Source organism: Rhizobium leguminosarum, from assembly GCF_019798305.1.
GTDB classification, from domain to species: Bacteria; Pseudomonadota; Alphaproteobacteria; order Rhizobiales; family Rhizobiaceae; genus Rhizobium; species Rhizobium leguminosarum_U.
Window position 1 is genome coordinate 31,719 of sequence record NZ_JAAXDD010000019.1, and the last position, 24,295, is coordinate 56,013.

Annotated in this window: 23 protein-coding genes and 2 pseudogenes; 17 read left to right on the forward strand and 8 right to left on the reverse strand. The window is 61.0% G+C overall.

Features of this window, described 5'->3' with window-relative positions:
* Nucleotides 1–43 precede the first annotated feature (43 nt).
* Nucleotides 44–1,234, reverse strand: coding sequence for a winged helix-turn-helix domain-containing protein (locus HFO99_RS28580; RefSeq protein ID WP_222253873.1), 1,191 nt, complete (start codon nt 1,232–1,234; stop codon nt 44–46).
* Between the two features lie 118 nt (nt 1,235–1,352).
* Here HFO99_RS28580 and HFO99_RS28585 point away from each other — a divergent pair, with 118 nt between their 5' ends.
* The 6 genes and pseudogenes from HFO99_RS28585 (at nt 1,353) to HFO99_RS28610 (ending at nt 5,405) form a co-directional block, all read left to right on the forward strand.
* Nucleotides 1,353–2,027, forward strand: a complete 675-nt coding sequence (locus HFO99_RS28585) for an energy-coupling factor ABC transporter ATP-binding protein (protein WP_222253874.1) — start codon at nt 1,353–1,355, stop codon at nt 2,025–2,027.
* Nucleotides 2,027–2,635, forward strand: a complete 609-nt coding sequence (locus tag HFO99_RS28590; protein WP_222253875.1) for an energy-coupling factor transporter transmembrane component T family protein — start codon at nt 2,027–2,029, stop codon at nt 2,633–2,635. Before HFO99_RS28585 ends, HFO99_RS28590 begins: the two co-directional genes overlap by 1 nt.
* 25 nt (nt 2,636–2,660) lie before the next feature.
* Entirely contained in the window at nt 2,661–3,224 is a 564-nt protein-coding gene (locus HFO99_RS28595; RefSeq protein ID WP_222253901.1) for a biotin transporter BioY, read from the forward strand.
* Between the two features lie 173 nt (nt 3,225–3,397).
* A pseudogene (locus HFO99_RS28600) lies at nt 3,398–3,905 on the forward strand (DUF4334 domain-containing protein).
* 127 nt (nt 3,906–4,032) lie between these two features.
* Nucleotides 4,033–4,152: pseudogene (locus HFO99_RS34005) on the forward strand (alpha/beta fold hydrolase); the annotation flags it as partial.
* Between the two features lie 113 nt (nt 4,153–4,265).
* Nucleotides 4,266–5,405, forward strand: a complete 1,140-nt coding sequence (locus HFO99_RS28610; RefSeq protein ID WP_222253878.1) for a PAS domain-containing sensor histidine kinase — start codon at nt 4,266–4,268, stop codon at nt 5,403–5,405.
* A 550-nt stretch (nt 5,406–5,955) separates the two neighbouring features.
* Here HFO99_RS28610 and HFO99_RS28615 read toward each other — a convergent pair.
* The 3 genes from HFO99_RS28615 to HFO99_RS28625 form a co-directional block, all read right to left on the reverse strand.
* Entirely contained in the window at nt 5,956–7,173 is a 1,218-nt protein-coding gene (locus tag HFO99_RS28615) for an MFS transporter (protein ID WP_222253879.1), read from the reverse strand.
* An 85-nt stretch (nt 7,174–7,258) separates the two neighbouring features.
* Nucleotides 7,259–7,750, reverse strand: coding sequence for a cupin domain-containing protein (locus HFO99_RS28620; RefSeq protein ID WP_222253880.1), 492 nt, complete (start codon nt 7,748–7,750; stop codon nt 7,259–7,261).
* Between the two features lie 190 nt (nt 7,751–7,940).
* Nucleotides 7,941–8,837, reverse strand: coding sequence for a LysR family transcriptional regulator (locus HFO99_RS28625; RefSeq protein ID WP_162118318.1), 897 nt, complete (start codon nt 8,835–8,837; stop codon nt 7,941–7,943).
* A gap of 189 nt (nt 8,838–9,026) precedes the next feature.
* On the opposite strand from HFO99_RS28625, the gene HFO99_RS28630 reads away from it, so the two are divergent.
* From HFO99_RS28630 to HFO99_RS28670, 9 genes are all read left to right on the forward strand, one after another.
* Nucleotides 9,027–9,857, forward strand: coding sequence for a 3-hydroxybutyrate dehydrogenase (locus HFO99_RS28630; RefSeq protein WP_222253881.1), 831 nt, complete (start codon nt 9,027–9,029; stop codon nt 9,855–9,857).
* Between the two features lie 35 nt (nt 9,858–9,892).
* Nucleotides 9,893–10,972 carry a patatin-like phospholipase family protein gene (locus HFO99_RS28635; RefSeq protein ID WP_222365044.1) on the forward strand — a complete coding sequence of 360 codons (1,080 nt, stop codon included), beginning with the start codon at nt 9,893–9,895 and terminating at the stop codon, nt 10,970–10,972.
* Nucleotides 10,973–11,215: 243 nt separating this feature from the next.
* Entirely contained in the window at nt 11,216–11,485 is a 270-nt protein-coding gene (locus HFO99_RS28640; RefSeq protein WP_003545955.1) for a DUF2282 domain-containing protein, read from the forward strand.
* A gap of 41 nt (nt 11,486–11,526) precedes the next feature.
* Nucleotides 11,527–12,552 (forward strand): DUF692 domain-containing protein, encoded by a 1,026-nt coding sequence (locus HFO99_RS28645; protein ID WP_222253884.1) that lies wholly within the window; start codon nt 11,527–11,529, stop codon nt 12,550–12,552.
* Nucleotides 12,542–13,327 (forward strand): putative DNA-binding domain-containing protein, encoded by a 786-nt coding sequence (locus HFO99_RS28650; RefSeq protein WP_222365046.1) that lies wholly within the window; start codon nt 12,542–12,544, stop codon nt 13,325–13,327. The genes HFO99_RS28645 and HFO99_RS28650 overlap by 11 nt, the downstream gene beginning before the upstream one ends.
* A 14-nt stretch (nt 13,328–13,341) precedes the next feature.
* Nucleotides 13,342–13,815: a DoxX family protein gene (locus HFO99_RS28655; RefSeq protein ID WP_222253886.1), complete on the forward strand. Its 474-nt coding sequence runs from the start codon at nt 13,342–13,344 to the stop codon at nt 13,813–13,815.
* A gap of 3 nt (nt 13,816–13,818) precedes the next feature.
* On the forward strand, nt 13,819–15,135 hold the full coding sequence (locus HFO99_RS28660) for an NAD(P)/FAD-dependent oxidoreductase (RefSeq protein WP_222365048.1): 1,317 nt from the start codon (nt 13,819–13,821) through the stop codon (nt 15,133–15,135).
* The gene (locus HFO99_RS28665) at nt 15,125–16,987 is read left to right on the forward strand and encodes an adenylate/guanylate cyclase domain-containing protein (RefSeq protein WP_222365049.1); all 1,863 of its coding nucleotides are present in this window, start codon (nt 15,125–15,127) and stop codon (nt 16,985–16,987) included. The genes HFO99_RS28660 and HFO99_RS28665 overlap by 11 nt, the downstream gene beginning before the upstream one ends.
* Before the next feature lie 13 nt (nt 16,988–17,000).
* Entirely contained in the window at nt 17,001–17,375 is a 375-nt protein-coding gene (locus HFO99_RS28670) for a DUF3307 domain-containing protein (protein ID WP_064249617.1), read from the forward strand.
* A gap of 199 nt (nt 17,376–17,574) precedes the next feature.
* Here the strand turns inward: HFO99_RS28670 and HFO99_RS28675 are convergent, their stop codons facing one another.
* The 4 genes from HFO99_RS28675 to HFO99_RS28690 all read right to left on the reverse strand — a co-directional run bounded on the left by HFO99_RS28675 (nt 17,575) and on the right by HFO99_RS28690 (nt 21,511).
* Nucleotides 17,575–18,321: a GntR family transcriptional regulator gene (locus tag HFO99_RS28675; protein WP_222365051.1), complete on the reverse strand. Its 747-nt coding sequence runs from the start codon at nt 18,319–18,321 to the stop codon at nt 17,575–17,577.
* 160 nt (nt 18,322–18,481) lie between these two features.
* Nucleotides 18,482–19,612 (reverse strand): sugar phosphate isomerase/epimerase family protein, encoded by a 1,131-nt coding sequence (locus tag HFO99_RS28680; protein WP_222333260.1) that lies wholly within the window; start codon nt 19,610–19,612, stop codon nt 18,482–18,484.
* Between the two features lie 88 nt (nt 19,613–19,700).
* Nucleotides 19,701–20,573 carry an amino acid ABC transporter permease gene (locus HFO99_RS28685; RefSeq protein WP_222333262.1) on the reverse strand — a complete coding sequence of 291 codons (873 nt, stop codon included), beginning with the start codon at nt 20,571–20,573 and terminating at the stop codon, nt 19,701–19,703.
* A gap of 5 nt (nt 20,574–20,578) precedes the next feature.
* A complete protein-coding gene (locus HFO99_RS28690) occupies nt 20,579–21,511 on the reverse strand; it encodes an ABC transporter substrate-binding protein (RefSeq protein ID WP_222333264.1) in 933 nt (310 codons plus the stop codon).
* Nucleotides 21,512–22,013: 502 nt separating this feature from the next.
* Here HFO99_RS28690 and HFO99_RS28695 point away from each other — a divergent pair.
* Both HFO99_RS28695 and HFO99_RS28700 read left to right on the forward strand, forming a co-directional pair.
* A complete protein-coding gene (locus HFO99_RS28695; protein ID WP_222365053.1) occupies nt 22,014–23,249 on the forward strand; it encodes an ABC transporter ATP-binding protein in 1,236 nt (411 codons plus the stop codon).
* Nucleotides 23,246–24,295, forward strand: coding sequence for an extracellular solute-binding protein (locus tag HFO99_RS28700; protein WP_222298968.1), 1,050 nt, complete (start codon nt 23,246–23,248; stop codon nt 24,293–24,295). Before HFO99_RS28695 ends, HFO99_RS28700 begins: the two co-directional genes overlap by 4 nt.

Genomic DNA, 24,295 nt, shown 5'->3' on the forward strand with positions numbered 1-24,295 from the left:
CAGGGATGAGGGAGTGCGTGATGAGGCACTGAGGGTAATTCGACTACCCCCTCCACCCCTCCAGAAACAGGACCTTCTCCACACCGGCAAACCGCGCCAGCCGCTCCAACTCCGCTTCCAACCTCTCCAGCCGCCCGGCCGACGGCTTGACGCCCGGCTCCAGCCAGAGCCGCTTGACGTCGAGCGTCGACCTCTTGCGATCCGCCTTCATGTCGATGCGGCCGATCAGCCGGTCGCCTTCGAGCAGCGGGAAGACGTAATAGCCATATTCGCGCTTCGGCTCGGGCACGAAGACTTCGATGCGATAGAAGAAGCCGAACAGGCGTTCGGTGCGGTTGCGGTCGCGGATCATCGGGTCGAAGGGGCTGAGCACGCGGATGCGGGGCGGAGCATCGGGATAGCTGTCGAGCGTCGAGGGGAAATCGGCAAAGGCCCAGGAGGGTCGCGCCTTGCCGTCGAGCGCTGATTCGATCAGCACTTCGATCAGTTCGTCGCGATGGGCTGATACCCAGGCCTTGGCCTCATCGGGGGAGACCAGGTTCCAGAAGGCCGATATCTCGCCATGGGTGGCGAAACCGAGGCGGGTGAGCGCGCTGCGGCAGGCCCAGTCGACAAACTCTTCGCGGCTCACCTCTGGCTCGCGGAATTCGGCCGGAATGACCCGCTCGGTGAGATCATAGATCTTCTGGAAATTCGAGCGGCCGGCGATGGCGAGCTTCCCGGTATGCCAGAAATATTCGAGCGCCGTCTTGTTCGGATGCCAGTTCCACCAGCCGCCGGAAACGTGGCCGTCGGCCTTGATGTCACGCGACAGGATCGCGCCGTCGCGCCGCACGCGCTCATAGGTCTCCTCGAAAGCCGCCTCGAAGCCCTCGCCGCGCCATTTGCGCCAGCGCTCGATCAAGACCGTCTCCTGGTGGCGGAACTTGTGCTTCCAATAGACGAAGAAGGCGCTCGGCAAGATTGAGGCATCGTGCGTCCAGTGCTCGAATAACGCGCGTTCCTTTTCGAGCAGCGCCTTCAGATGTTCGCGTCTATAGGTCTGATTGCGGGAAAACAGGATCTGATGATGCGCCCGCTCCACCGTCTGGATGCTATCCACCTGGACGAAACCCAGCTCATGGATGAGCTGCAGCAGGCCGGCCTTGGTCAAGGCGCGGTTGGGCGGGGCGCTGAGGCCCTGCTTGGCAAGGAAGACACGGCGGGCGTCGGAATTGGAAAGCAGATTCGTCATGACCCCATCATAATCCGGAAAATCTTCCTAGCCACCCGATATCGACAGCGACATTTGCTCTTTCATCATCCTCGATTACCCGTATAGAAGCGGGATCGCATGGATGCGAGGGATTGGTTTGGATATTCGTTTCGAAGGTGCCGGGGTCAGTTTCGGGGCGCGTGTGGCGCTGCAGCCGCTGACGCTCGGCATCAGTGGAAAACGCATCGGCATCATCGGGCTGAACGGTTCGGGCAAAACCACTTTCGCGCGTCTGATCAACGGGTTGACCAAACCATCGGTCGGCCGCGTCACCGTCAACGGCCGCGACACCAGCGACGAAAAGACTGCGGTGGCCGATGTCGGCTTCATCTTCCAATCGCCGCAGAACCAGATCATCCTGCCGATCGTCAAAGACGACATCGCCTTCGGGCTGAAGCGGCGCGGCTTCAGCAAGGCGGAAATCGAGGCGAAGGTCGAGGGCGTGCTGGCCCGCTTCGGCGCTGAGGCGCTGGCCGAACGACGCGCGCATGAGCTTTCCGGCGGCGAGCTTCAGGTGGCGGCCCTCTGCTCGGTGCTGGCAACGGGGCCGGGCATTCTCATTCTCGACGAGCCGACCAACCAGCTCGACCTCAAGAATAGGGCGCTGGTTGAAGGGATTATCGCCGGGCTGCCGGAAAGCGCCATCATCATCACGCATGATCTGGAGCTGATCGCCGGTTTCGAGCGGGTGCTGCTGTTTCATGAAGGGCGGCTTGCCGCCGATGCGCCGGCTACTGAGGCGATCGCCCGCTACAAGGAGATCGCCGCCTAATGCAGTCGCTCTATGTCGAAGGCAACAGCGTGATGCACCGGCTTTCGCCGCGGGTAAAGCTGTTGTCGCTGACGATCTTCGGCGTCGTGCTGTTCGTCAGCGGGAACCTCATCCTGCTTTCAATCGCCGTGCTGCTGACGGCGGTTCTCTACCGGATGATCGGCCTGCCGTTTGCGGATGGGCTCCGGCGGCTGCGGCCGATCTTCCTGACGATCGCGGTCGTGGCACTCTTCAACCTCATCTTCGATCCCTGGCAGGAGGCGCTCGTGCCCCTGCTGCGGCTGACGGCGCTGATGCTTCTGGCTGCCATGGTGACAGCGACGACGTCGATCACCGCGTTCATCGACGAGGTGACGGCGCTTGCCCGCCCGCTCGAACGCACCGGCTGGGTGCAGGCCGACGATATCGGCCTGGCGCTGGGGCTGGTGCTGCGCTTCGTGCCGGAGATCGTCGGCCGTTATCAGGCGATCCGCGAGGCGCATAAGGCACGCGGGCTGAAGGTGCGGCCGACGACGCTGCTTGCGCCGCTGATCATCCTGACGCTCAAGGATGCGGATAATATTGCCGCGGCGATTGACGCGCGCGGCATTCGGCGGCATGTGAGTTAACGATTGATAAACACGGGAATTCATGATGAGCACTCGCGACCTCGTTCTTACCGCCCTCTTTGCCGCGATCATCGTGGCACTCGGCCTGCTGCCGCCGATCTCGCTCGGCTTCATTCCGGTGCCGATCACCGCCCAATCCCTCGGCGTGATGATGGCCGGCGTCGTGCTCGGTGCCCGGCGCGGCGCAATTGCCGTGCTGATCGTGCTGGTGCTGGTGGCGATCGGCCTGCCGGTGCTTTCCGGCGGCCGCGGCGGGCTTGCGATCTTCGCATCGCCAACGGCCGGCTTCCTGGTCGGCTGGATCTTTGCCGCCTTCGTCACCGGTTATCTCAGCGAACGGCTGGTCAACCATCAGCAATCCGGCTTGGTGCAGACAGTGAGCTTCTTCCTCACCGCCATGGTCGGCGGCATCGTCGTGCTCTACGCCTTCGGCATCACTTATCTGGCGACCGTCGCCGGTCTCGGCTTCACGAAAGCCTTCGTCGGCTCGATGGCCTTCATTCCCGGCGATGTGATCAAGGCTTTCGTCGCAGCCCTGCTTGGCCGCGCCGTCATGGTCGGCTATCCCCTGCTGCCGTCGCGCGCCTGACGCAGAGGCCGGTCTTGTCTGGTGAACACCCAACGGCCCCTTCGGGGGCCGTTGCGCTTAAAGACGTAGGCGGCCAAATAAGATTGTTTAAAATTGAGCCTATGCGAAAACCCAAGCGCTCCGCCAGGTCCGCATGAACGGGAACTTCCAAACCTTCTTTTCATTTTTCTGCAATGAACGTCCCTGAAGGAGAACCCATGCGAGGCGACCGGCAGGAGGAAATGACTGCCTGGTTCCGGTCGCTGGATCCTGTCCAGCCGAAGGACATGGTCGGCCTTTGGAGCGGCGTCGGTATCACGTCAGGTCATCCACTGGACGGCGTGCTCGAGAATCTCAACTGGTTTGGACGCCCTGCTCTTCACATGGAGACCTGGCCGACTCGTGGCGCTTGAGCCAAGCTTGTTACCCATTGGTCTGGCGATCAAGATGGCGCCCTTTGGCCGGACATTCGTCGCCCGCGGCTGGTTCTCATACCTGCAGAAGGTGCTTCGAGCGAGAGGCACGACCGCTTCATTGCGGCTTCAGGCCCTCGACGGCATCGAAACGGCTGCGATGATCTACGACAAACAGCCGATCGTGGACTATTTCCGCAGGATTGACGATGACGAGATTGCCGGAATGATGTGCGTCCGCGGCGACCCTCGGCGGTTCTTCTTCAAGCTCCGGAAATTGGCGGACTGAGGTATGCAGCAAACGGCTGGCGGCCACCTCTGGAACATCGCGGCACACGACCATCGAACCCATTGCCCAATTCTTTCCTCAATCCAATACAGGCGGAACATGCTATGAAGGCAGGGCAGAGGGCGAGATGACCGTCATCGATCGAAATCATGTTCAAGTCCGGGGCGATGGCCAGCGTGCGATGATCTTTTCGCATGGATTCGGGTGCGACCAAGATATGTGGCGCTTCGTGGCCCCGGTCGGCGAATTCGTTCATCAGCAAATTCCAAATAGTCAATTGGTCGCGCTGAACGCCAGTGACCACTGCCCTAACCTCAGCGCTCCCGACGAGGTCATATCTGCAATCCGGCGGTCCGTTCGATGACCGGTGGCGACACGAAGATCTTCATGCCGGCGGAAGACCTCGAGGACCTGTACGAAAACGCGCCATGCGGCTATCTTTCGCTGCAGCCGGACGGGCGCATTGTCAAGTTGAACCGAACGCTATCGACCTGGATCGGCATCCCTGCCGAGCAACTCCTCGGCAAACGACTTCGCGACCTGCTCAACACGTCGGGCCGGATATCCTACGAATCCCATTTTGCGCCTTTGCTGCGCATGCAGGGGTTTTTCAATGAGGTTGCTCTCGATCTTGTGACGGCCGACGGCAGAACCTTGCCCGTGCTCGCCAATGCAATGGAAAGACGCGCAGAAGACGGTGCCCTGCTTTTCACCCGCGTGACGATGTTCCAGGCTGCCGAGCGTCGCCGTTATGAACGGGAGTTGGTCGAGGCGCGCGCAGCCGCGGACGCAGCCGGCGCCATCGTCAAATCCCAGCTCGACCTTGAACAGCAAACCGCCGAATTGCGGGAGCAGTTCATCGCTGTGCTTGGCCATGACCTGCGCAACCCGCTTGCCTCGATCGCCGCCGCGGCTCGCATGCTGCGAAAAGAGGAGCAGACCGATCGCTCAATTAACGTTCTCGATTTGATGCAGGGCAGCGTCGTTCGCATGTCCGGCCTGATTGACAACGTCCTCGACTTTGCGCGCGGACGATTGGGTGGCGGCATCACGATCGAGAGGCGAGCGGAGCATCTGGAACCGATCCTGCGACAGGTCATCGGAGAACTCCGCTCCTGTCATCTCGAGCGCGGGATTGAGGTGAGTATCGAATTCGCCGGACCGATAAACTGCGACAGCGGCCGGATTGGCCAGCTGGTGTCCAACCTGCTCGGAAATGCCCTTACCCATGGGACGCCGGACGAACCGGTGCGGCTCTCGGCGGCAACTGTCGACGGAAGACTGGAACTTTGGATCGCCAACAGCGGCCCTCCGATTTCCTGCGATGCGATGACAAGGCTTTTTCAGCCTTATTTCAGGGGCGAAGTCGGCACAACTCAAAGAGGATTGGGGCTGGGTCTCCATATCGCTTCGGAAATCGCCCGCGCCCATGGCGGGACGATCGCGGTCAGTTCCGATGACAAGGAGACGCGCTTTACCTTTGTGATGCCGTTGGATTGATCCGGGCTGCACAGCCGCGTCGGCATGGCCAACCTTCCGGTCGATTGCCGTCTCGGCACCGTCCGGGATCCGGGCAACAAAAAACCGCCTTGAGGCGGTCGGGCATTCTTCTGTTTTCGTTCGATCTAGTCTCCTCCGCCGTCTCCACACCCTCCGTCGCCACCGTCACAATCGCCACCGTCACGGTCGCCACCGTATGAGGCGTCGAACCCAACTCCACCACCGTCGCCAGCGCCTTGCGAACCGCCTGAGCTGTGCTTTCTACTCGCAAGCATCACGGCACAAAAGGCGATGAAGCATACAAAAAACACGCCATCCGATAAAAGTGTATTCAATAAGTCTCCTTCGTTTGTTTCAGGAAATCTTGTTTCCTACTAAAATAGTGGATTATTTTCCTGGTCCCGGCAATAGCCCGAATATGAAACTTTTATGACATCCAGCGGCACGTCAAGCGCGGGCTGTTGCATCAGCGGGCAAGACCGCATTCACCGAACCGTCGTTCGCCTGATGGATCAGAACATGGAGAATGCCGTTCGATGTGCGTTTCGGATCATCGCCGGAGTGGACCGGGCGTTGAGCCGATGGGAAGGGCGATCACGATGGCCGCAAGCAGCGCTGCGACGAGCATGCCGACACAGGCCGGCCAGCCCACCTGATCATAGATCTGGCCGAGTACGAGGCTGCCTGCGAGACCCCCGGTGTAATAGGAGGCGAGGTAAATTCCGCTGGCGCCTGCCTTGTCCGTGACCGCGCGTCGGCCAACCAATCCGGTGGCGATCGCTTGGGCGAGGAATGTCCCTATTGCAACGAGCGCCAGTCCGGCCAACACCAAAGGCAAGCTGACGCTCAGAAGTGCCGCGAGACCGACAACGGCGAGCCCAAGCGTCGAGATGATCCCGATTTTTGCCCCGATCCGGACCGCGAGCTTGCCTGCCATCGGCGTGGTCAGCATCGACGGCAGGAATACCAGATAAACGAGGCCGAGCGTCATCGGCGACAGGCCGAGTGCCACGAGTTGGAAATTCACATAAGTGAAGGTTCCGATGAAGACGAAAAGGATGAGGAAGCCGATCGCGAAGACACGGCGCAGCTCACCATCGGCGAAATGATAGGTCCAGCGGCGCATGTTGAACGACCCGTCTTCGCTGGTCTGCATCATGGCCGAGGTCTTTTTGAGGGTGAGCCGGACAAGCAGCGCGCCGGCGATGTTGAGGGCCGCGAAAGTGAGGAAGTTGATTTCAAGCCCACCGAACCCGACCACGACAGCGGAGAGGATGCGGCCGAAGAAATTGCTCGCGACATTGCCGGTGACATAGGCCGCCAAGGCGCCTGTCGCCTGGGTTGGCGAGAAGTGTTCCGAGAGATAGGCAATGGTCAGCGTGAAGGCTGCCGACATGCAGAGGCCCTGGACGATACGGAGGACGGCAAAAACCGTCAAATCGTGGGTAAAGGCGAGAGCTGTCGTGGGAAGGGAAAGCAGCGCAAGGCTGATCCAGATTCCGCTACGGCGATCGATCCTGCGACCGAAGAAGGCTATGCCAAGCCCGGCGACGGCCATGCCGAACGTGCTGGCATTGACGGCAAAGCCCATGGCGGCGCGGCTGACCTGGAATTTCTCCACAAGCGCGGGCAGGATCGCCTGAGCCGCGAAGAGATCGACCAATGTCAGGAAAGAAATCAGCGCGATGACGGCAAAGCGCCAGCCATCGGCGGCGGTAGCGCCGAGGGTCGTTCTCGGCGGGTTGAGGACATGCTCGATGCCGGTCATGGCGATCACTCCAAGTGTCGGGTGAATGCGTGTGGTGTCTCCGGCTTGGCGGGCCGGAGACGCTGTCAGCGAGCTCGGAAGCGGCTCACATGGATTCGTTCTTTTGCTTTTCCGAGGTCAGGATGTCGGCGGAGTAGAGAACAGCCGGCTTGCTGCCGTTGTTCTTCCACCAATGCGACAGCATGCCGAATTCGGCAGTCACGTCGCCAGCCTTATGCTCGATCGGCACTTTGCACGTGCTGCGGTATTCGGTGATCGAGCCCGAAACGATCAGGATGTTGGCCGGACGGCTCTCATGCGAATGCCACGGCACGACGCCGCCAGGCTGCACAACCAGCTTGCGCATCCGCAGGGCGCTGTTCTTCCAGGCATCTCCCTTGGAGGCGAGGTCGATCGACGAGATGACCTTGTCGGTCACACCCTTCGGCATCATTTCGCCGGGTTGCATGCCGTTTTCGGCGACCTGGTCGGCCGGGCATTCGCCGGCATAGGCTTGGCCGGTCGAAATGGTGGTGAAGGACGCGAGAGCGAGGACGGAGGCGAGCGTCAGGCGCTTGGCATTAACTTCGAATTTCATCAGAGTTCTCCTTGTTGGGCCCGGATGAAGCGTTCGCGCCGGGCATGACAAAGAGCATGCAGAAGGTGATTGCGAATGAGAAATGCCGCCTCATTCTCAATTCCATAGCCTGAGGCTATCGTGAAACGCAGGACGTGCGGACGCTCCGCATCGCCAGGACACGGAGCGCAGTTCATTATTCGTTATGCTTTCAATGTGAGCGGCCTGGCAGCGCGGCCCAACCGTAAGATTTGACAGCACCGACGAAAGTCGAGACGGCCGGGGAGAAGCGGCGGCCAGCTACGGTTACAAGGCAGACTTCGCGGGTTACCTCCGGTTCGGCGACCGGCCGGACTTGCAGGCCAGGCACGACGGCGCTGTATTCAGGAATGAAACAGATACCGAGACCACCAGCGACAAGATTCTGAATCCAGTCCTCACGTTCGCTCGAATAGGAGACGATCGTGCTCACACCCTGGGCGTCACAGAGATCCGTCAGGTAGTCCCAGTACTCGCAATTGACACGGCGAAGATAGATCTCGCCATCGATCGCGGCGATCGGAATGGCATCGTATTGGCTCAGCCGGTGCCCCGCCGGAAAGGCCAGCATGAACCGTTCCCGAAACAGCGGCGTCACATCGAAGCGCTCCGGAAAATTGTCGGCGCTCGACATGATCGCGATATCGAGCTCGCCCTGCTCCAGCAATCCCGCCAACTTGGCCGGAATGCCCTCGACGAGCTGGAGCTGGATACCCTTGTGGCGCATGTTGAAGTCGGTGAGCAGGCCGGTAAAGCGTCGCGGTCCGATCGTGCACATGATGCCGACCTTGAGGTGCGCATCGTTGAGACAGAGAAATTTCGATGCCTCGGTTTTGACGCCCAGGAGTTCGTCCTGCACTTGCTGGAAACGCGGACGCAAGAGATTGCCGAGATCGGTGATGTGGGTGAGGTTCCGTTCGCGACGGAAAAGCAGCCCGCCCACCTCGTCCTCGAGCTGCTGAACCGCTCTGCTCAGCGCGGGCTGGGTGACATTGCAGTTCTGCGCCGCGCGCGTGAAATTGCGCGTTTCGCAAACGGCCAGAAAATACCGGATGTGATGGATATCCATATCCGCTCCCCAACAATTCCCCAACAATTCCAAAGTAAGCCAATGCATCTACTCTGGTCCTCGGCGCTATATTCGGCCAATGCCACTGAATTATCAATTCCATTAGTGAGCGGCATTTCTCTTATGACTGCAACCGCGCCATTTTGAACGGAAAGCTACACGTCGTGGCGCCTAAAAATGGAGAATGCGATGCTCAATCTGCTTGCTACCGAAACTGAAGCACTAACTGGCCGGAAGATGCTCGAGGGTCGTACCGCGATCGTGACCGGCTCGACCAGCGGTATCGGCCTTGGCATTGCCCATGCGCTGGCAAGGGCGGGTGCCTCGATCATGCTCAATGGATTCGGCGATCCCGCCGACATTGAAACGTTGCGCGCCGAGATGGCCGAGAGCAACGATGTCGATGTCGCCTATGACAGCGCCGACATGTCGAAGCGCGACGCTATCTTGATGATGGTGGAGCGCGCCAAGGCCAGATTCGGCCAAATCGATATCATCGTCAACAATGCCGGCATCCAGCACGTTTCTCCCATCGGCGAATTTCCGCCTGAGAAGTGGGATGCGATCATGGCGATCAACTTGTCGGCCGCCTTTCATCTTGTCCAGGCCACTTTCGACGGCATGTGCGAGCGCGGTTATGGCCGCATCATCAATGTCGCCTCGGCGCACGGCCTTGTCGCCTCGCCCTTCAAGTCGGCCTATGTCGCAGCAAAGCACGGCATGGTGGGGTTCACCAAGTCGATTGCACTTGAGGGTGCCGAATTCGGCGTGACGTCGAATGCAGTCTGCCCCGGCTATGTCTGGACGCCGCTTGTCGAGCAGCAGATCGACGCGCAGGCGAAGTCGCACAACATCGCACGCGACGCAGTGATCCGCGACGTGTTTCTCAAGAACCAGCCGACCAAGCGGTTCGCAACGGTCGAGGAAATGGGCGCGCTCAGCGTCTTTCTCTGCTGCGATCTCGCAGGCTCCATCACCGGCACGGCCATACCGGTCGATGGTGGCTGGACGGCGCATTGAAAATCTCAACACCAACAAATCGGGGAGTGAGGACCATGAACAAGCACACAGGTGTGAAGAAAATAATCGCCGACAACGCGGTTGTCGCCTCCTCTGCGCCAGAGCCGCGGACGCTCAATCTGGCGCTCCAGGGCGGAGGCGCGCATGGCGCCTTCACCTGGGGCGTGCTCGACCGGCTGCTCGACGAGCCGAACCTGTCCTTGGAAGGTGTCGTCGCAACCAGCGCCGGCGCGATGAATGCCGCCGTGCTGGCCTATGGCCTGGCCGAAGGCGGGCGGAGCGGCGCCCAGACCGCGCTCGCCAATTTCTGGCGGCGCGTCAGCCATGCGTCGGCATCCGGGCCTTTGCAACCCACGATCTTCGACAAGATAACCGGATCGCGGGCGCTGGAATTTTCGCCGGCCTTCATGATGTTCGACATGGTGACGCGACTGATGTCGCCCTACCAGTTCAACCCGTTCAATTTCAATCCGCTGCGGCAGATCTTGGAGCAATCGGTCGACATCGAGGCGATCCGCACGGCGCGCTGCCCGGTGAAACTCAGCATCTGCGCTACCAATGTCCGGACCGGCAAGGTCAAGGTGTTCGGCAATGACGAACTGTCGGTCGACGCCGTCATGGCATCGGCTTGCCTGCCCTTCCTGTTTCAGGCTGTCGAAATCGACGGTGAGTCCTACTGGGATGGCGGCTATATGGGCAATCCGGCAATCTTTCCGCTGATCTATGGCTGCGACACGCCGGATGTGCTGGTCGTCCATATCAATCCGATCGAGCGGGCCGAGGTGCCGCACACCGCCTCCGAGATACTCAATCGCATCAACGAGATCAGTTTCAATTCGTCGCTGCTGCGGGAAATGCGGGCGGTGGCTTTCGTCACCGATTTGATCGATGCATCTCCCGAAAGTACCGGCAATCTCAAGCGCATCTTCGTGCACGGCATCTCCGATGACGAGACGATGAAAAGCCTTTCCGTGTCAAGCAAGCTCAATGCCGATTGGGGGGCGTTGGTCGATTTGCGCGACCGCGGCCGGGAATGCGCCGACATGTGGCTGCTGGCCAACTACCAGGACATCGGCAAGCGATCGACGGTCGACATTCGCGAACGATATCTCTGATTTTCCAGGGACTTCCTTCCGCGTCGCCGGTTCCGTCCCGCTCACTCCCTCGCGGCACGCCACTTCTCCCCCCGGTCGCCACCCGGGGGTATTTTTTGCCTTCTCGCCAGCCGCCGCCGCGCATAGCGCCAGCCTATCAAAACCATGCCGCAACAGCATTTCAAACATCACCGGCAATGCGGGAAAGTAATTTCAGTCAAGCCGAAAACCGGTTTGATCCAACCTCAACCAGGAGACATTTCCATGAACTCGACCCGCATCCTCATCGGCTCCGCCCTTGCTGCCATCACCTCCATGGCTGCCTCCAGCGCCTTTGCCGGCCCGGCTGCACAGCCCGAATTCTCGTTCGAGAAGTGCTACGGCGTCGTCAAGGCCGGCCTCAACGATTGCCAGACGGCCACCCATTCCTGCGCCGGCACCTCAACGGCCGACAACCAGGGTGATGCCTGGGTCTACGTTCCGGCCGGCACCTGCGCCAAGATTTCCGGCGGCGCCATCGAACCCAAGGCCTGAGGGCTCCCGAGCTTCATTCAACCCATATGAAGGAGTGACCAATGTCCAAGATATTTCCTAATCTTCCAGTACCGGATGCCGCAGGCATTGGTCTGCGCTCCCGGCATATTTCCGATATGATCTCCCGCCGGCCTTCGGCGGGATGGCTGGAGGTCCATGCTGAAAACTACATGGGCGATTCCGCGGCCGTCGATGCTTTGGAAAAGTTGCGCGAGACCTATCCGCTGTCGGTGCACGGCGTCGGTCTCTCGCTGGGCAGCGCTTCGGGCCTTGATCGGGACCATCTGGAACGGTTGCGGAGCGTGTGCATCCGGTTTCAGCCAGCATTGGTCTCGGAACATCTGGCCTGGAGCGTTGCCGACGGCGCCTATCTCAACGATCTCCTGCCGCTCCGTTATGACGACGATGCGCTCGATATCGTTGCAGCCAATGTCGACCAGTTGCAGGACAGGCTGCAGCGCCGCGTCTTCATCGAGAACCTGTCGGCCTATATCGCCTTCGCCAATTCCACGATGACCGAGGCGCAATTCCTCGCCGAGCTCGTCAAGCGCACCGGCTGCGGCCTCCTGCTCGACGTCAACAATGTTTATGTCTCAGCCTGCAATCTCGATTTCGATGCCAAGGCCTTCATCGACGACCTGCCGGCCGATGCCATCGGCGAGATCCATCTCGCCGGCCATGCGGTCAACGAGGTAGAGGGCGACATCGTGCTGATCGACGATCATGGCTCCCGCGTGCCGCCGGCCGTCTGGTCGCTCTATGCGCATGTATTGCGCAAGATTGGCCCACGCCCGACGCTGATTGAATGGGACACCGAGGTTCCCGCGCTCGATGTGCTGCTCGGCGAAGCAATGTGGGCCGACATGATGGCCGCCGCGATCGGTTTCGAGAAGCGTGGTGCGCCGCAGATCGCCCAGCAGCCGGATCGCCGGTTCCACGGCATCGAGCTGTTCTCCACGAGCAATCTCGCACGCGGCGCCATGCCGGCGATCTCGGCCTTGACGACGATCACACCGTCGGTCTTCGCGAGCAACTCCGTCACGCGGAGGGCGCGTTATGCTGTCTGAACTCGAACTGCAGCACGCCGTCGCGGATGCTATCCTTAACCGTCGAGGGCCGGATCTCGGTCCCTCATTCGATACGGGCGGCCGCTTCGATCCGATGCGCCGCTTCAACATCTACCGCAACAACACATTCGCATCGCTGAGCGCCACGCTCGTATCGGTCTTCCCGGTCGCCGTCAGCCTGATTGGAGAGCGGTATTTCCGCCATATTGCCGCGAGCTTCATTCGCGTGAGCCCGCCGTCCGAAGCGCGGCTGGTACGCTATGGCAGCGACTTCGCCGACTTCCTCGGCCGGCTCGAAGACCTCAAGCCTATGCCGTTCATCGCCGATACGGCGCGGCTTGAATGGCTGATCGCCGAGGCGCTCGATGCGCCGGCGCTGCCGCCTGCGAATATGGCTGAGCTCTCCCGGGGTGGCGAAGACACCATGCCCGACCTGATCCTCCAGCCGTCTTTGCGACTGCTCTTTTGCCGCTGGCCGGCGCTCGACATCTGGTCGGCGCACCAGGCAAGCGGCGATCTCGACCAGCTTGGCGACATCAGAAGGCAACCGCAGCGGATCGCGTTGTGGCGGAACCGGGACAGCGTTCGTTTTCTCCGCCTCAACGGTGCCCATTACGCCTTTCTGCAGGCGCTGAAGAGCGGCCGCGGACTTGAAAATGCCGTCCAGAAAGCCGCCGCGCGCGATCCGAATTTCGACCTCGTCGCCTCGCTCGGCGGTCTCTTTGCCGACGGACTCGTCACGCGCGTCCGCCACCAACCTGCAAACATCAACTGACAAGGAATGGATCGATGACCATGATGACCCCGACATCCATGCCCGAACGAGGCGGTTTCGCCGGCCTTTATTCGCAGGCGCTCCGGCTAGCCTCATCCGTGCCGCTTTCGGCGGTGCAGTTCGTCGCGCGGCTCACTGTTGCGAACGTGTTCTGGCAATCGTCGCAGAGCAAGCTCGCCTCCTGGCCCGTCACGGTCCAGCTCTTCGCCTTCGAATACCGCCTGCCGGTGCTCGATCCCGGCGTCGCAGCCCTGCTCGCCACGGCCGCCGAACTGTCGGGTGCAATCCTGATCTTCTTCGGTCTCTTCTCGCGCCTCGCGGCGCTTATGCTGCTTGGGGTCGTGGCGACGATCCAGATCTTCGTCTATCCCACCCATTGGGGCGAACATCTGACCTGGGCGGCTCCGCTGCTGCTGATTTTCGCGCGAGGCGCGGGCGTCATCTCGCTCGACCATCTCGCCGGCCGCTTTTTCTCGCGGGAGCGCTGAGCCATGCGGATCGAAGCCGACGGCGCGATGACGGGCGGTGCGCCGAACATGATCCGCCCAATGCCTGGGAATGGCCGCCCGCGCGTGGTCATTCTCGGTGCCGGCTTCGGCGGGCTTGCCGCAGCGATGGCGCTGAAGGGCATCCAGGTCGATATCACCGTCATCGACCGTCGCAATTATCACCTCTTCCAGCCGCTGCTCTACCAGGTGGCGACTGCAGGCCTGTCCCCCGCTCAAGTCGCGATGCCGATCCGCCGCATCCTGTCGCGCCAGAAGAATGTGACGGTATTGATGCAAAGGGTCGAACGGATCGAGAAAGCCACGCAGGTTGTTCACACCGCCGAGCGGACCATCCCCTACGACTATCTTGTTGTCGCGACCGGCGCCCGTCATGCCTATTTCGGCCATGAAGAGTGGGCCGAAAGCGCGCCGGGCCTGAAGACGATCGGCGATGCGACGGAGATCCGCGCCCGGATTCTCACCGCTTTCGAACGCGCCGAAGTCACTGAGGATGATCAGCGGCGCGAGGCGTTACTGACCTTCGTTGTGGTCGGCGGCGGCGCGACAGGCGTCGAAATGGCCGGTGCGATTGCGGAACTTGCCCGCAACGTCGTGGTTCGCGACTTCCGTCACATCAATGCCGCTTCGGCACGCGTCGTTCTGGTCGAAGCCGGCAACCGTATCCTGCCCACCATGCCGGGCTGCCTTTCGGCAAAGGCGCAGCGTCAGCTCGAAGGCCTGGGCGTCGAAGTGTTGCCCACCGCTGCCGTCACCCATTGCGATGGCGAAGGCGTCATGCTCGCCGACGGCCGCCAGATTCGCTCGGCATGCGTGCTTTGGGCCGCAGGTGTCATGGCATCCAAAGCGGCCAAATGGCTCGGCGCCGGGGCCGACCGCGCCGGCCGCACGGTGGTCGACGAACGGCTGAATGTCCACGGTCACGACAACATCTTCGTCATCGGCGATACCGCTGCGGCGAAGAACGCGGATGGCCATCCCGTGCCAGGCACAGCGCCGGCCGCCAAGCAGATGGGCGAGCATGCCGCGCATGCCATCCGGGCGCTCATCGCGGGCAATCCGGTCAAGCCGTTCCGCTATCGGCATTTCGGCAATCTCGCCACAATCGGCCGCAAGGCGGCGGTCGCCGATTTCGGACGGATCAGGCTATCCGGGTTTTCGGCCTGGCTGATCTGGAACCTCGCCCATCTCTGGTTCCTCGTCGGTTTCCGCAATCGCCTCGTGGTTTTCATGGATTGGGGCCTGGCCTATCTTCGCTACGAGCGGAGCGCCCGCCTCATCACCGACCGCCATGAGCGCTGATTTCCTTCCACGCGTGAAGATGGGCCGCGCAGTCACCATGCTGCTGCTGCTTGCCGTCATCTCGACGGCGACCCTCGTCCATCTGATCTGGCAACGCACCGCGAGTGCCAATGTCGATAATGTCGTGGCGGCCCTCGATGCGCAGAGCACCGGCGCCGTTCGCAACGAACTCGCCTCGCAACTCGCACTGGTATCGAGCACCGCGGAAATAATCCGCTCGGTCTTCTTCCAGGGCGCCATCAAGCCCGATGACGAGGTCAAGCGCGAGTTCCTATTTCTCTCGCTGCTGCGTGAGCAGCCGGCGATCGCCTGGATCGGGTTCGGTTTCACCGATGGGCGCTTCTTCGGTTCACATGCCGCCGCCGATGGCCGGATCGAGATGATCGAAATCGGCAAAGCCGCGCCCGGCGAGCCGCGCACGCTGCGCCGTGACCGGTACAAGCCGATCCCCGGCGACATCTTCTTCGAAGAGCGCGTCATGACCGAGAGCGCCTATGTGACGGAGGGCTCGTCCTGGTATCGCAAGGGCAAGGACCGCACCGATCCGGCCTGGACCGTCGTGGACATCTTGCCAAACGGTTTCGAACCTTCGATCGTTTTTTCAAAACGGGTCGAAGCCTTCGGGCGGCTTGAAGGTGTCGTCATGGTAGCGGTCAGCCTCAGGCGGCTGTCGCTGACGTTGCAGAATCTCAACATGCCCTCGGAGAGCAAAGTCTATGTGCTCGCGAAGGACGATGTGGTCCTCGCCACTTCTGAACCGTCGGACGGCATCATGGCGGCGCATCTCGCCGATTTTCCGAAGGCCGACGTGCTTTCTGCTGCCGTCGCATCCGCGCGCCGAACCCATCCTCAAAACGTCTTCCGCACGCTGCAACAGAGTGCCGCTCTCGGGCCGGTCTTCATTTCATCCAGTGCGCTGCCGTTTGAAGACTGGCGGCTGCTGACGGCCATTCCGCGCTCCACCTTTGCCGGCGATATCGATGAAAACACCAAGCGCGTGCTCTTCATCGTCGCTGCCATCGCGCTGCTCGCCGCCGTCACCGCGATTATTTTCGCCCGCCTGCTTTTCGCCCGGCCGCTCGCCCGCCTTGCCCAACAGCTGCATGCGGTCGAACGCTTCGAACTCGATGCCGTCAGCCACACGCCCACCATGCTGGTTGAACTCAATGACTTCTCCGTCGCGCTGAAACGAATGTCTTCGGGGCTATCGGCCTTCGCCCGCTTCATGCCGCTCGATGTCGTCAAGCCGCTCGTCAACGGCGGCATCGAGCCCAGGCCCGGCGGCAAGCTTACCGACATCACGGTTCTCTTCGCCGACCTGCCAGGCTTTACGGAGATGACCGAGGAACTCGGCGCCGGTGTCGAACCGCATCTCACCCGCTTCCTCACGCTTTCCATCGCCGCGATCCACGCCGAGGGCGGCACGGTCGACAAATTCATCGGCGACGCTGTGATGGCGATCTGGAATGCCCCGAACGACGAGCCCGATCACGCGTCGCGCGCCTGCCGTGCGGCGGCGGCGATCCGTGACGCGATGCATGCCATCCCGCCGCTCGCGCCCCAGCACGACGCAGTGCGGGTCAGGATCGGCATCAACAGCGGCACGGCACTCGTCGGCAATATCGGCTCGGCCGAACGCCTGAGCTACACGGCGATTGGCGATGCCGTAAACCTCGCAAGCCGCCTGGTCGGCGTCGCCAAAGACAAAGGCGTTGAAATCGTGTTGAGTGGCGAGACGTGGGAACGGGCGGACCGGCGGCTCGATGCCCGCTCGCTGGGAGAGACGGTGGTGCGCGGCAAATCGCAACCGGTGCCGATCTTTACCCTGGACCGGAAATCGCCCCCGATTTGAGGGAGGATGGATCATGGAAAGCGCATCTTTCCTTATTGGCTTACTCGCCTGGCTGCAGGTCAAGCATTTCGCCGCCGATTATCTCTTGCAGCCGGCCTGGATTCTGCAGGGCAAGGGCGACATCCGTCATCCGGGTGGCTATATCCATGCCGCGATCCACGTAGCGGGCACCCTACCGGGATTGCTTCTGTTCGGGCTGGATGGCGTGACGGTCGCGGTCTTGGCGCTAGGCGAATTTCTAATTCACTTCACCGTTGATCACTTAAAGGCCGTTCACGCGCGCCGCCATCCGGCTGCCATGACAAGCCGTCCTTACTGGGCCGCGCACGGAGCCGATCAGTTGTTGCATCATCTGACCTACACCGGGATTTTGGCTGTTGCGATGTGACCGAAGACAGACGTCTCGTCGATCCTGCAGATCATCCGAATGTCTGCTGTCAGCCAGTCCAGACTGGGATGACTGCCCTCTCCTGCCGTCTCCAAGCGGCTGGAGGGCTGTACGCACGAACCCGCCACGGCAGGTAGCTCGCCGGACTTTTGTTGATTCAAGTCCTGGAGCAAGCATCAGCGATACGCGCAGGTCTCCATCAGGAAAAATTCTCCAGTACGGCCAGGAATGTGTGCCGGTCGCCCTGCCCTTCGGTCAGGCGCACACGACCCTCGATGTCGGCGAGATGGTGGTCCATCAATTGTTGCGCCTTGGCGAGGTCTTTCGCCTTCAAGGCGGCTACGATCATGCGATGGTGGTCCGCGCCGCAGTCGTCCTTGCGGTCTTCTTCGTACAAGGACATGACCAGGGAAAGCCGGGCGACGATCTTGGCGAGCACTTCCGTCAGCACCGGGTTGCCGGCGATTTCGGCAAGCACGATGTGGAACTTGCCGGACAGAACCGTCTTCGATTTTTCGTCGCCGTGGTGGTGGATGTGCTCTTCTTCGTCCGTCAGCTTTTGCAGTGTATCCAGCTGCTCTGGCGTGACACGGGCGATGACGAGTTCCAGAAGCAGCCTCTCTATCTTCCGACGCGCCTCGAAAAGGCTCTTTGCCTGCTCGACGCTCGGCTCGGCGACGAAGGTGCCGCGATTTCTCTTGCGTTCCAGCAGGTGGTCGCTTTCAAGCACGCCGAGTGCCCCGCGCACGACGGTTCGGCTGACACCGAAATGCTCGGCGATCGCCTCCTCCAGGATTTTGGTGCCGGGCTTGAGCGCCCCTTCGCCGATGGCGGCGGCAAGTGTGGCGCGGATACGTTCCGAGACATCGTCATGGGTATCGGCGCTCTCCACCGACCCATTGGCCGCTGTCATCGCTTTCTGACTCTGACGGCGCATCTTTCTCATTGCAGTCTCCAAATTGCCTCTGGCGGCCCGGCGTGGATTCGATCGTCACCAGATATCCGTGCCCGATAATTATTTCCATAAGAATATTCCTGCGTAGATCATCTCCGCACATGTATTTCGATCGACGGTACCGGCGAAAACGCCGATACTGCTTCGGGACTCAGGCCGCTTTCTGCTTCTTTTCCGGCACCGACAGGGCAATGCCCTGTTCGGCGCAAACCGCCTCGACATGACGCGCCGATTGCTGGATGAAGCCGATCGCCTCGGCAAAGCCGTAGGACTGATTTTCGTAGGTCGGGTAGCCGTATTGGCTGCTTTCATAGGCGACCCAGTCCGGAAACTCACCTGAGGCGACCCGTTTCTCATAGGCATCCACCATCGCCATATAGGCCGCAAGCTCATCCGCCGTCAGGTCGGGGTGGCCGGCGCGCCAGATAGGATCGTCGAGCTCGATGCACTGGCGCGGATTGGCTTTGCGAGGCTTGTCGGCGACAGACTGGGCGACTTCCAGCGACAGGTTCAGCGTCGGGTGGGCGTCCGCAAGAATGGGAAGGATCGTGGCGAAATCGACGATGCCGCCGCCAACGGGTCTGGTCTGGAAATCGAGACCACCCGGAGCGCGCCCGACATAGGCATCCTTGATATGGGTCTGGCGGATATAGGGAGCCAGGCGCCTGGCGGCGAAGACCGGATGCTCGCCCCGCTGCAGTCCGTTTGCCGTGTCGAAGACGACGCCGACGCAATCGGCGCCGACCTTCTCGATCAGTCTCAGGATCTCAAAGGAGGTGATCTCGTCATGGGTTTCGATGTTCATGTGCGCGCCATTGGCGCGGGCGACGGGAGCGAGCTTGCGGAGGACCTTTTCGATCCCGATCAACTGCTCTTCCCAGGTCACATCGGTGCGGAAGCGGTCATTGGCCAGCCGGCCGCGATATTCGCTCTTGAAATTGCCCGGAGCAACCCAGAGCTCATGGCAGCCGATTGAGGCACTTGCCTCGATCATGCGCGTGAAGCCGGCGATGATATCGCCGCCGCCGGCTGCCCGCAGCGCCGGTTCCTCGGCGCTGCAATAGGGATTGATCTTGCCGATGCCGCTTTCGAGATAGAGGCCAAGGTCGTCGGCCTTCGCCCTGATCTCGCGCAGCAGGCCGCTGTCGAGGTTGGGGCTCATGTCCAGCGCCGTACTGAAGAAAATGCCTCCGAGCCCAAGTTCCTTGACGTGATCAAGGCTTGCCAGAGGCCCCCGCTTCTTTGCCTCGGGCAGCTTTATGCTGTCGATTCCCAATTTCATGTCATGCTCCTCTGCTGTTTCCTGATGGGGCGCGCTGCACTGGCGACCCCTTCGTTGTTGATCTCAATTCACGTCGATCGATCCGCGATCACGCCCGTCCGGGAGCGCGAGGCTTCTCTGCTGTCCGGCCTTTCGGAACGAGACTCTTTTCGAGATAATGCTGGGCTATGGATGCGACACTCGTGATGGCGAGGTACCAGATCGAGGCGACGAACAGCAGTTCGATGACGAGGAAGTTCCGGGCGTAGATCGCCTGGGCCTGCGTCAGCAGATCCTGCATGCCGATGATCGAGACGATGGCGCTGGCCTTCAGCATGCCGATGGCCTGGTTCCCCGTCGGCGGCACGATGATACGCGTGGCCTGGGGCATGATGACGGTGAAAAAAGTCTGTGTCTTTTTCAGCCCGAGCGCCGTGGCCGCTTCGCGCTGGCCGCGATCGACCGCGACCAGGCCACCGCGGATGATCTCCGACATGTTCGCGGCTTCGTGCAGCCCAAGTGCGAGGAAGCCGGCCAGGGCCGGCGTCACCAGATCGTTGATCGAAATGGTGAAGCTTCCCATCCCGACCTGCGGGATGAAGAGGGCGATATTGAACCAGAAGAAGATCTGGACGATGAGCGGCACGCCGCGAAACCACCAGACGAAGCCGGCGGCGATCACCTTGAGAACCAGGTTCTGGCTCGTCGCCATTAGCGCCAGCAGGCATCCGAGCACGATGCCGAACACCATGGCGCCTGCCGTCAGTTCAAGCGTCAGCAGCACGCCGCGCAGGATCGAAGGATCCACCAGATAGCGGGGGATCTCGGACCACTGGATGCTCTGGCTCTGCCCGACGACGAGCGCGAAGAAGGCCAGCGCTGAAATCGCGATGGCACCGGTTGCGATCTGGCCCCAACGCATCGGTCTTCCGACCGATGGCGCAAGGGAGAGCGATATGGGTGACGCTTGAAACAGGGCCATCGGCGTCAATCCGCGGGCATGCTGGCGGCATCGTTGACCTTGACGGTCTTCACGGCCAGCGGTCCGAGGCTCCACTTCTTCATGATGGTCTCGTAGGCGCCGGAGTCCACCATCTGCTGCAAGGCGGCAACAACGCTGTCGCGCAGCTGCGGATTGTCCTTGGCGGTCAGCATGCCGAGATAACCGACGGCAAGGCGGATATCCGGCAGCGCCTGCAGCCCCTTGCCGTTTCCAGTCTGGTGTTCGGTCGTGTAGACGCTGGTGGCGTAACCGTTGACCGTGGCGTCAGCCCTCCCTGTGCGGACGGCCTGCAGCACATCCGGCATTTTCGGGATCGACATGATGTTGACCGGCGTCGCGCATTTGGCCGATGCCGCCTCGACCATCTTCGCCTGGAAGGTACCGACGGGAACGGCGACCTTCTTGCCGCACAGATCCTCCATGCCCTTGATGGCGAGAGGATTGTCCTTGATCGTCATGATCGTCGTCGCGTCATACATATAGTCGATGACGTCGACCTGCTTTTCCAGCTCCGGATCGTCGTTGATGCCCGAGATCGAGAGGTCGAAGCGCTTCGCCAATATGGAGGGCACGATTGCGGCACCTGCGCCGACATCGGTCATCTCAACATCGAGGCCCAGGATGACGCCCAGTGCGGCAGCGATATCGGCATCGATGCCGATCAGCTTGCCGTCTTCGCCATGAAAGCTGATCGGCGGCGTCAGGTCGGTCGCGACCTTCAGCACGCCCGATGACTTGATGGAGGGCGGCAGCCCGTCGGCCAGTTTCTGCGTGAGGACGACACCGGGGAGCTTGGCGACATCGGCGTCGGCCGCCATCTTCTCGGCGGCACCTCCGGCAGCGTAAGCAGAGGCCGCGATCAAAGTGACCATCGATCCGGCAACTCCGGCCTTCAAGATTTTCTGAATGCGCATCATGTGATCCCCTGACATTTTTGTATCGGTGAATTCTCGGGATCATCCATGCAATCGCCGTGCCACTTGCAGTTCTTGATCAATAATTATCTGATATCACTAGGATTTTTGTTGATATCGATATTTCGGAAGAAGTTTCGCACTAGAATTCGTATAAAGTTCCGAACATAGAATGCACAATTTTTGCGCTCCCGAGCCCCGCCGCATCATTTTTGACCGTCTCATTCGCCCCCAAGACCCAAAAACACCTATTCAGAGGCCAAGACCCGCACTTTTCGCCGCTTGATCCCCGCTCAGGGCCGTGGCTACTTCTATCTGATGCCCAATTAATATACGGCGCTGGCGAAAATTTATACAAAAAGTAAATGCGAATCTCAAATCGAATAATCATTATTATAAACTTTAGAAACTTTATAAGTCAAAAATACTGATTAATTTTCAGAGGCTTGGAAGAACCATCAACGACGAACGGCAAAACTGGCACGCCGCTTGCAATTCGTTTCTCATGAACAAGCTCGACGCAAAATTTCTCGCCGGACCGCATCTCCGTCTTGTGCCGGAGACCGCGCAGCAATCCGTGACCTCGACCCAGAACCAGGGAGGCCCTATGCCAGGCATACCGAATATGGCTGAACGCAAACGGCTCAGCGTTCAGGGCCTCACCCACAGCTATGGTGGCCAGAATGCCATCAGCGATGTGGCCTTCGATATCGAGGCCGGCGAGATCGTTGCCCTGCTCGGGCCGAGCGGCTGCGGCAAGTCGACCGTGCTGCGCGCCATTGCCGGGCTGATCCAGCCGAAGACCGGCAGGATTGTGCTCGGGGAGGAAGACTTGGCCGATGTCTCGGCCCGCTCACGCGGCGTCGGCATGGTCTTTCAGAACTATGCTTTGTTTCCGCATCTGACGGTCGCAGAAAACATCGCCTATCCGCTGGCCTGCCAGAAGCTTCCCCGCACTGAGCGCAAGTCGCGCGTCGAGGAGATGCTGTCTCTCGTCAGGCTCAAGGATTATGGCAACCGCCTGCCGCGGGAACTCTCCGGCGGACAACAGCAGCGCGTCGCCGTCGCCCGCGCCATCGCCGGGCGCCCCTCCCTTCTGCTTCTAGACGAACCCTTCGGCGCGCTCGACCGCGCCCTGCGTTTCGATCTGCAGGTGGAGCTGCTGCACCTGCAGAAGACGCTCGGCATCACGACGCTGATCGTCACGCACGACCAGGAGGAAGCCCAGAGCCTCGCAAACCGCCTGGTGCTGATGAACAAGGGCAATGTCGAGCAGATCGACACGCCGATGACCGTCTATGACCGCCCGAAGACGCTTTTCGTCAACAGCTTCATCGGCCAGGCAAACCTGCTCAACGGAACGGTGCTGCGCCTCGATGCCGACGGCACACTGATCGGCCTTGCCGATGACCGGACCCTGCTCCTGCCGCGCCGGCTGAACTTCACCCTCGGCTCGAAGGTCACGATCACCTTCCGGCCGGAAGAGGTTCGCCTAGCGACGCAGCCGAGCGAGAGCACCCTGCCCGTTCGCATGACGGTTTCCGTGCCGCTCGGCCCTTCCCTCGTCCATGACCTTGTTCTGGAAGACGGTGCGGGCCTGCGCGCTTCCGAGGTCAGAGGCCCCTCCACATTCATTCCCGAACCGGGAACGAAGCTATTTGCAGAGATCGACACCGCAAGGTGTCACGCCTTTCCGGCCGAACCGGAAATCATGAGTGAAGCAACAATTCAACAGAGGTGAACGAGATGAAGGACTTTCAGATTACCCGTCGTGGGTTCGGTTTCCTGGCCGCCGGTGTCGCCGCATCGGCCATGCTTCCATTTGCCGCCCGCGCTGCCGGCGGCGGAGCCGTTGCCGCCACTTTCCCAGGCAGCTGGGAGGATGCCTACCGCACAGTGCTGACGCCGATGGTCAAGGATGCAGGCTATGACCTGACGATTGCCCCGGCGATGGCGCAGGACCAGCTTGCCAAGATCATGGCAAGCCCCGGCAACCCGCCCTATGACACGCTGCTGATGTCGCCCGGTCAGATGGCCGTCGCCATCGAGAAGGATCTCATCCAGAAGATCGATCCGAGCAAGCTCAAGAACTGGGGCATGCTCGATCCGTCCTTCCAGGGCGAATACGGCCCGACCGTGACCATCGAAGTCAACGGCATCGCCTATAATCCCGATCTCGTTCCGAAGCCGAAGGGTTATCGCGATCTCTTCGAAAACCCGGCCTATAGCGGCAAGGTTTCCTGGACCGGCTTTGCCTCGAACACCGCCGTCATGGCCTATACCGAGATCGCCAAGATCTTCGGCTCCGGCCCCAACGACATGGACGCCGTCTTCAAGCTGTTCAAGGATCATCCGGAGCATCTGAAGGGCGTGGTCGACAGCACCAACCATCAGATGACGCTGTTCCAGCAGGGCGAAATCGCCGTGTTCATGTGCTCGACCGGCAACGTCGCCCACCTGAAGAGCCTCGGCCTCAACGCCGAGTTCGTCCATCCGGAGACCGGCTCGCCGGCAGCCCCCGTCAACATCCACCTGACCAAAGGCTCGGCCAATCTCGACGCGGCCTATGCCTATATGGATGCTGCGATCTCCAAGGCCGCCCAGGACCAGCTCAAGGAGCCGCCGACCGAGATGTTCCCGACCAACAAGGACGTGGCGCTGACACCCGGCATCGAAGCCTACGTCACCCGCGACCAGATCAAGACCATGGTCTATCCGGACTGGGTCGCGATCAACAAGAACCGCGACGACTGGATCCGCCAGTTCGACGCGCTCGTCGCCGGTTGA